At 38.3% G+C, this 7,081-nt stretch carries 6 protein-coding genes; 1 reads left to right on the top strand and 5 read right to left on the bottom strand.

What is annotated here, in order from left to right; all coding sequences use genetic code 11:
• Window positions 1-212 precede the first annotated feature (212 nt).
• On the top strand, window positions 213-1,034 hold the full coding sequence (locus tag JEM65_RS16505; protein ID WP_199601957.1) for a mechanosensitive ion channel family protein: 822 nt from the start codon (window positions 213-215) through the stop codon (window positions 1,032-1,034).
• Here JEM65_RS16505 and tsaB read toward each other — a convergent pair.
• The 5 genes from tsaB to JEM65_RS16480 form a co-directional block, all read right to left on the bottom strand.
• On the bottom strand, window positions 1,031-1,696 hold the full coding sequence (tsaB, locus tag JEM65_RS16500) for a tRNA (adenosine(37)-N6)-threonylcarbamoyltransferase complex dimerization subunit type 1 TsaB (protein ID WP_199601952.1): 666 nt from the start codon (window positions 1,694-1,696) through the stop codon (window positions 1,031-1,033). The two genes, JEM65_RS16505 and tsaB, sit on opposite strands and share 4 nt — an antisense overlap.
• 19 nt (window positions 1,697-1,715) lie before the next feature.
• Window positions 1,716-3,014 (bottom strand): efflux RND transporter periplasmic adaptor subunit, encoded by a 1,299-nt coding sequence (locus JEM65_RS16495; RefSeq protein ID WP_199601945.1) that lies wholly within the window; start codon window positions 3,012-3,014, stop codon window positions 1,716-1,718.
• A 50-nt stretch (window positions 3,015-3,064) separates the two neighbouring features.
• Window positions 3,065-4,507, bottom strand: a complete 1,443-nt coding sequence (locus tag JEM65_RS16490) for a TolC family protein (protein WP_199601943.1) — start codon at window positions 4,505-4,507, stop codon at window positions 3,065-3,067.
• Window positions 4,508-4,558: 51 nt separating this feature from the next.
• Window positions 4,559-5,722 (bottom strand): efflux RND transporter periplasmic adaptor subunit, encoded by a 1,164-nt coding sequence (locus tag JEM65_RS16485; RefSeq protein ID WP_199601941.1) that lies wholly within the window; start codon window positions 5,720-5,722, stop codon window positions 4,559-4,561.
• 99 nt (window positions 5,723-5,821) lie between these two features.
• Complete coding sequence (locus JEM65_RS16480) at window positions 5,822-7,081, bottom strand: ABC transporter permease (protein ID WP_199601939.1); 1,260 nt, start codon at window positions 7,079-7,081, stop codon at window positions 5,822-5,824.

Here is a 7,081-nt window from a genome sequence, read left to right as displayed (position 1 = left end):
ATGGTATGCGTAGCGCACATATATAAATAGCGCTTTTTAAAGCGCTATTTTTTTTGCAATCTCTAAGCAGTCTACCCGAACCATCTAAAAACTGAGCAATCACCGTCCCTTGCAATGATCTTTAGTTCCATAATCTTTCCTTAAAGCGGTTGCCAAATTTTTTATTCCTTATCATAAGTGATAACTTTGCATTTTAACACTAAAAACGATACATGGAATTACAAAATTGGATTGACAGAGGTTTTGAACTTATAATGATATATGGACCAAAAATTTTATTTGCTCTTATCATATGGATTGTGGGTTCATGGGTCATTAAAATGCTTTTAAAAGGTATACAAAAAACCATGGAGCGCGGCAACTATGATGTCAGCCTTAAAAAGTTTCTTGTTAACCTGATCAACTGGGCTCTTAAAATCATCCTTATTGTTGTCGTCCTAGGTACCGTTGGAATTGAAACTACTTCGTTTGCTGCAATTCTAGCCGCTGCAGGTTTGGCCATTGGTTTAGCCTTGCAAGGTTCGCTCGCCAACTTTGCCGGTGGTGTATTGATCTTAATTATCAAGCCATTTAAAATTGGCGATTTTATAAAAGCACAAGGTGTAGAGGGTACAGTAAAGGAAATTTCAATATTCAATACCCAGCTGTTGACCTTTGGAAACCAGCTTGCCATACTTCCTAATGGAAAATTATCCAATGATAATATTATCAATTACACCTCTGAAGGTATACGTAAGGACGCCATTATTTACGGCATTGGTTATGATAGTGATATTAAGCTGACAAGAGATATTATTTTGAATTTGGTCAATGAACAACCGGAAGTCATTCAGGATGAAGGCAAACAACCTATGATGGTGGTGGTAGAACTAGCCGATAGTTCAGTCAATTTGTCCTTACGTTACTGGTCTAAGAATGAAGATTTTTGGGGTTTGCACTGGAAATTTCTAGAAGAAGGAAAGATCAGATTGGAAGCTGCTGGCGTGGTTATCCCTTACCCTCAACGCGACTTGCACATCATTAAAGAGGACTAATGTTTGGTACCAATAAAATCCTTTAAGTAAAAAGGCTCAAAATAGGCGACATTTTCAATGTCGCTTTTTTTGTATTTTACAGTGGCCAATGCCCCCATTTCCTTGGCGGATGGGAGCTTGTTTTCAATAAATACAGCATTGGGGTGGGTGATGATTTGTTTGGTTTTCTCAACACCATTCCCAATAAAATAAACCTTGCCGGTTTCTAAATAGGTTTTAAAGCTGTGCTCGTCCAATATTTCCGCTTCAATTGCTCTAACCTGTTGGTGATTTTTATCATAAACCGCCGCGTAGACTTCCATACGCCGTGCATCGAGCATGGGTACGATACAACCATCTTCAATAGCAAGCTGATGTGACAGGGCTTCTAAAGTATCTACAGAAATCAATGGCTTATCTAAAGAAAAGCAAAGGCCTTTAGCTGAAGACACCCCAATACGCAAACCCGTATAAGACCCAGGGCCTTTACTTACCGCAATAGCATCAAGTTCTTCCGGTTTGAGATGGGCTTCCTTGAGCACAGCATCAATAAATAAATGCAATGATTCTGCATGCGAATAGTTAGAATTATAATCTTCTTTTAAAATCAAAATCTCTCCTTCTTTAGAAAGAGAGACGGAACAATTGGTTGTTGCTGTTTCAATATTGAGGATGTAGGACACTACTGAGTTTCTTTATGGACTATTTTTCAATAGCCGCTGGTTGGTTTTTTACTTCAATCTTATCACCAGGATTTAATGTTTTTGAAACCACATTATAAGGCCCAATGATGATCACATCTCCTTCTTTTAAACCAGACAAAATCTCAATGTTAGAATCATCTTGGATGCCTGTTTTGACCACCCTTAATTTGGCTTCGTCATTTTGCTTGACAAACACACATTCAAATTTTTCACCACTTTGAATCTTTGCAGTTGCCGCTTCATCATCTTCGGTTTTAACGGCTGTTTTCTTAACTGAAGACGTATCAGATTTTATAACAATGGCACTAATGGGAACACTGACCACATTTTTGCGTCGTTTGGTAATAATATCTACGGTTGCCGTCATCCCTGGGCGGAATGGTGAGTAGTTTTCACCTTTGCCTTCCATCAAATCATGATAAGACTCTTCAATGATTCTAACTTTTACCTTAAAGTTGGTCACCTGGTCTGCTGTAAGGGCTCCTGCCGCCGAATTGGCAATAGCCGTAACAACACCTTTGAATTCTTTTTTAAGATAGGCATCCACCTCTACAATGGTTGAATCGCCTATTTGAACCTTTACAATATCATTTTCGTTGACATCTATTTCAACTTCCATATTATTTAAATTGGCAACTCTCAAAATTTCAGTACCTGCCATTTGTTGGGTTCCTACCACGCGCTCCCCGAGTTCCACATCCAATTTAGAAATGGTACCGCTCATGGGCGCATAAATAGTGGTTCTGTTTAAATTGTCTCTCGCCTCACTTACAGAAGCACCCGCACTTTGCACATTGTAATAGGCAGATTGTTTACTGGCCTGAGCAATTTCGTATCCAGAAACAGCCTTGTCCCATTCTGATTTAGAGATGATCCCTTTTTCAAAAAGTTGTTTGTTCCGATCGTAATTGGATTTGGCCTCCCTTAAAGACGCTTCAGCCTGTTCCAACCCTGCTTTTATGTTTTGGTAGGTGGCTTGACTTCTATTTACTGCAGATTGAATTAAATCAGGATTGACACGCACCAACAATTCTCCTTTTTTAACCTGTTGTCCTTCTTTAAAAGGAAGGTCTATAATTTCTCCTGAAACTTCACTGGATATTTTAACCTCAACTTCAGGTTGGATCTTACCTGTAGCCGATACTTTTTCAACAATATCCATAAGCGTTACTTGCTGGATTTCAACCTCTTTAAAGTTTCCTGTTTTACCAAACCATCCTGCTTTTTTCCCAACAATCAGTACCAAGATTAGCACGATGACTGTGGCTATGATAATTATTAATTTCTTCTTGCTCATAATGGTTAGTTTATATTTAGGATGTCTTGTTTAGTAATGGTTGGTTTACATTAAAATTTCAACTCCATTGCTGGAATTCCAAAATAGAGTTCAAGAACTTTGAGCTTAAATATATAATCATATTTTGCGCGGTTAAGTTCAATTTTACTGTTGTCAAATCTCACTTTAGATTGGCTAAAATCGAAGGCATTGGTTAAGCCAACATCATAACGTTCTTTTGCATAGTCATACGCCAATTCTTGCGACTCTAAAGCTGATTGTGCCGCTTCGTATGATTTTAAGGCGCCTTTGGCATCCACATACGCTTGGTATACGGTCGATTCTAAATCTAACTGGGCTTGCTCTAATTGGTTCTGAGTTCTTTCTAAGTTAATTTTACTTCTCTGGACGTTGCCTTTAGTAGAAAACCCATTCAATATTGGAATACTTAAAGAAAGACCATAAGAAATCCCATCATTTTGGTACAGCTGATCTACAAACGGATCTGCTCCGACAAGCATCGGAACCGAATTTGGAAATTCTCCAATAACAGATTGTCCAGTTTCTTGAACTACACCAATCTCTCTAACCACTATAGGATTGTTAGGATCCAGTCTGTTGATAAAAGAAGTGGCATCCGTGTATCTGGTATCATATCCAAAAAATGCTGAAAGTGTCGGATAGTAGGCACTTCTCGCGATTTGTACATCTTTTTCAGCCAATTCTACGCTTTTTTCCGCAATTTTAATCTCTGCTCTATTTTCCTTGGCGGTTCCTATAATTTCATAAACATCTTTATCAGCAATACCTTCATCAACAATATCGTACCCTTCATCTTCAATATCAAAATTCTGATAATCCTTAATCAATAAGAGTTGAGCTAAACTAATTAGGGAAACCTGTACAGCATTTTCAGCATTGACGATGGCTTGTCTTTCACTAGCATCTGTGGCTCTGATTTCCAGAAGATCACCTTGTGGCAAGACTCCAGCATCCACCAGATCTTGTGTTCTTTGCTGTTGATCTTTAGTAATTGTATTTTGAGATGTTAAGACTTCTAAATTCGCCTTATTAAGAATGACCTGCAAATAGTTATTGGCAACGAATAAGGAGATATCATCTTCCATTTTGGTCAATCTGAATTGGGCCGATAGCTTTGATAGTTTAGCACGTTGAACTTCCCGGAAATTGCGTAAACCATTAAATAAAGTATAACCAACATTTAAACGTCCTGACGCCGACAAAAACGTAGTGGTTTGTGCATTATTGGTAACTGGATTAAAACTTAAACCTGTATTTTCCGAAAGATTGGCGCTCATACTGACATCAGGTAAAAAATTACCAACCGCCTGCATATTTTCGATATCTGTCAACTCTAAATCCAGCTGACTTTGTTTTACAGAAATATTATTTTCCAAAGCATAAGCAACACACTCTTTAAGTGTCCATTTCTTTACTTGTGCCTGAGAGGTGATTGCTACAAGAGCAAAAACTATAAGTATTGATTTTTTCATAATTAAAATATAAGTCTATGTATCAATTAAAGTGTTACACTTAAATGCGAATTATTTCTTCTGCGCATAATCTGGAATGCCCTGAACTTGGTTCCAAACCTTGATTTTATCAGATTTGGTGATGCCATTCTTCACCTGAACAAAAATACCGTCACTGATCCCCAACTCCAAATCCCGACGTTCAAATTTTTGATCGCCTACCATGACTTCAACAAATGGCTTTTGTGTTATAGAATCATACTGAACCAAGGCCTCTTTTATGGCCAATACATTTTCAGCTCTATCCAAAATAATTGAGGCATTAGCACTCAAACCGGCTCTGATAAAGGTAGAATCTATTGATTTTAATGTGCCTTTAATTTCAAATTGAATGGCGCCATTTTCAGCAATCCCTTTTGGAGCGATATAATCCAACACGGCGTCAAATTTCACATTTTCGATAGCCCCCACAGTTATCTCTAACGGTAAACCTTCTTTAATTTTACCCACTTCACTTTCATCAACTTTACCTTCAAAAATCATCTTTTTAACATCGGCCAACGATGCAATTGATGTGCCTTCATTAAAGTTGTTTGCTTCAATAACTTGGTTGCCTTCTTTGACCGGGACATCCAACACCATTCCTGAAACTGTTGCTCTTACCTGTGTTTGAGCAATATTACCCAACCCTGACGTAGTTCCTGTTTTAACGATATCAAAATTCTGACGCGAAGAATTCAAATTAATTTCCGCTTGTTGCACACTTTGCTTGGTTTGAAGGTAAGTATTTTTGATGCTCTCAAACTCATTGGAAGAAATCACACCTTTATCAAACAATGCCTTTTGACGGTCATAATTAGTTTGTTGGGTTTGCAGATTGATTTTTGCCGTTTGCAAAGCTGTTTGATTGGAAGAAATGCTGTTTTTAGCACTGGTTAACGAGGACACATTAGGAATCACCCTAATTTGCGCAATTAAGTCGCCCGACTTCACATACTCTCCAGCCTCAATAAACACTTCTTCAATAACCCCCGAAATATTAGATTTAATAAGCACTTCATCTTTAGGCACAATATTTCCCGTAGCCACGGTTTTGACCACAATGGTTTGTTCAATTGGAGAATCTGTAGTGTAAGTCACCGGATCTTCCTGATTTTTTAGGTACAAGTAGATTAAGGCCGTTGCGAACAAGGCAACGATTAACACTAAAATGATTACTGTTTTTGTTCTTTTCATTTGATGATATTTATTGTTTTTTATTGGTCAAATGTTGCACTTTAAATATAATTCGTATTGTAAATTGGTGGTTCATTTTTTAGTTAGTATTGTTTTTAATTAGTCAATTCTTAAGGCATCCACAGGTTTCATTTTTGTGGCACTGTTGGCAGGAATCAAACCTGCTAACAATCCGGATACTACGAGTATGAATAAGGCGGTGATTACAACGGACATGCTCACACTTGGATTAGCGAAATTTTCTACAGGCCCATTTGCATCTAAAGCATAATTCAAGGCCCAGATAACACCTGCCGCAAAAGTAATTCCCACCATCCCCGATAAAATGGTTAGAATTAAACTTTCCTGTAAAATTTGTGATTTTATCGTCCAAGGTGAGGCACCCAAGGCTCTCCTCACGCCTATTTCTTTAGTCCGTTCTTTTACCACGATGAGCATAATATTACTGATCCCAATAATACCGGACATGAGTACTAAGGCGCCTACAAAATAGCCTACCAATCCTAAAATGGAAAATAGTCCGTTAACACGACCAAAGGCTTCAGATAAATCGAAATTTCCAATGGCGCGATCATCCTCAGGATGCACTTTACGTCGGTTTTTTAAGGATTCCATGATTTGGGGTTTGATGGTCGTAATACTGGTGCCATCATGAGCGGTTAAAGCTAACCATCCTACGTTATCCGCAAAATTAAAAGCTTGTCCGAAGGCCGTAAATGGCACAAAAATAGTATTGGCATCTTCTTCCTTATCGCCTTGGCTATTACTAACCTTAAACGTGCCAATAACCATGAAATTGACCCCATTTATCTTGATATAGGTGCCCAATACCTCTTCGCCTTTGTCATACATTCCGTTCACCACGCCTGTACCGATAACGCAAACTTTTCTATTGGCGTTGATATCTGAATAACTCACAAAACGGCCCTGCAGGATATCCATAGGCTGTTGATTGATAAATTCAGGATAATCGCCATTTACTTGAAACGCCCCTGTTTTGGTACCTCGCACTACATTATTCGCACCGCTATACCCGCCCAATTGGTTACGGGGCGATACGTATTTGAGTTGTGGGAAATCATTCTTTAATGCGGCAACATCGTCCAATTTAAAATTGAAGCGGCGTCCTTTAGGTAATCCTTTATAAGGTTTAGAAGTTTGTTGCGTCCAGACAAACATAGAGTTGGTAGCAAAATTACCAAAGCCTGCAGTAACTCCGTTTTTAAGGCCATTAGTCAAGGCCAATAAAAGCACTAAAATTGTAATCCCCCAAAACACACCAAATGCCGACAACAAAGTTCTGAACTTATTGGCGTTTAATGCTTCTAATATTTCGTCCCAACGGTCTCTATTAAACAT

The sequence above is a fragment of the Gelidibacter salicanalis genome, assembly GCF_016469035.1.
Classification (GTDB): domain Bacteria; phylum Bacteroidota; class Bacteroidia; order Flavobacteriales; family Flavobacteriaceae; genus Gelidibacter; species Gelidibacter salicanalis_A.
This window is presented reverse-complemented; position numbering and strand designations above follow the sequence as displayed.

What these genes read in the sequence shown, in the direction of transcription:
- JEM65_RS16505 (WP_199601957.1), top strand. Translation starts at nt 213, where the DNA reads ATGGAATTACAAAATTGGATTGACAGAGGTTTTGAACTTATAATGATA.
- JEM65_RS16495 (WP_199601945.1), bottom strand. Translation starts at nt 3,014, where the DNA reads ATGAGCAAGAAGAAATTAATAATTATCATAGCCACAGTCATCGTGCTA.
- JEM65_RS16490 (WP_199601943.1), bottom strand. Translation starts at nt 4,507, where the DNA reads ATGAAAAAATCAATACTTATAGTTTTTGCTCTTGTAGCAATCACCTCT.
- JEM65_RS16485 (WP_199601941.1), bottom strand. Translation starts at nt 5,722, where the DNA reads ATGAAAAGAACAAAAACAGTAATCATTTTAGTGTTAATCGTTGCCTTG.
- JEM65_RS16480 (WP_199601939.1), bottom strand. Translation starts at nt 7,081, where the DNA reads ATGTTTAATAGAGACCGTTGGGACGAAATATTAGAAGCATTAAACGCC.